1 protein-coding gene is annotated in these 280 nt (G+C 71.1%); it reads left to right on the plus strand.

The genetic code is table 11. The features are described from left to right. A partial coding sequence (locus WDW90_RS39185) for a TolC family protein (protein WP_336493005.1) occupies positions 1 to 280 on the plus strand: 280 nt, incomplete at both ends.

Consider the following 280-nt stretch of genomic DNA (forward strand, 5'->3'; position numbering starts at 1 on the left):
CCTGTTCAACGCCGCCCAGTCCTACATGGACGTGCTGCGCGATACCGCGACGCTGGAATTGAACCGCAACAACGTCGAGGTGCTGGAGGAGCAGCTCCGCCAGACCCGCGACCGCTTCAACGTCGGCGAGGTCACCCGCACCGACGTCGCCCAGGCCGAGGCGCGCCTGGCCGGCGCCCGGTCGCAGGTGAGCGCCTCCGAGTCGCAGCTGCGCTCCAGCATCGGCATCTATCGCCAGGTCATCGGCGTCGAGCCGCGCCAGCTCTCGCCGGGCCGCCCG

The sequence above is a fragment of the Methylobacterium nigriterrae genome, from assembly GCF_037106235.1.
GTDB classification, from domain to species: domain Bacteria; phylum Pseudomonadota; class Alphaproteobacteria; order Rhizobiales; family Beijerinckiaceae; genus Methylobacterium; species Methylobacterium nigriterrae.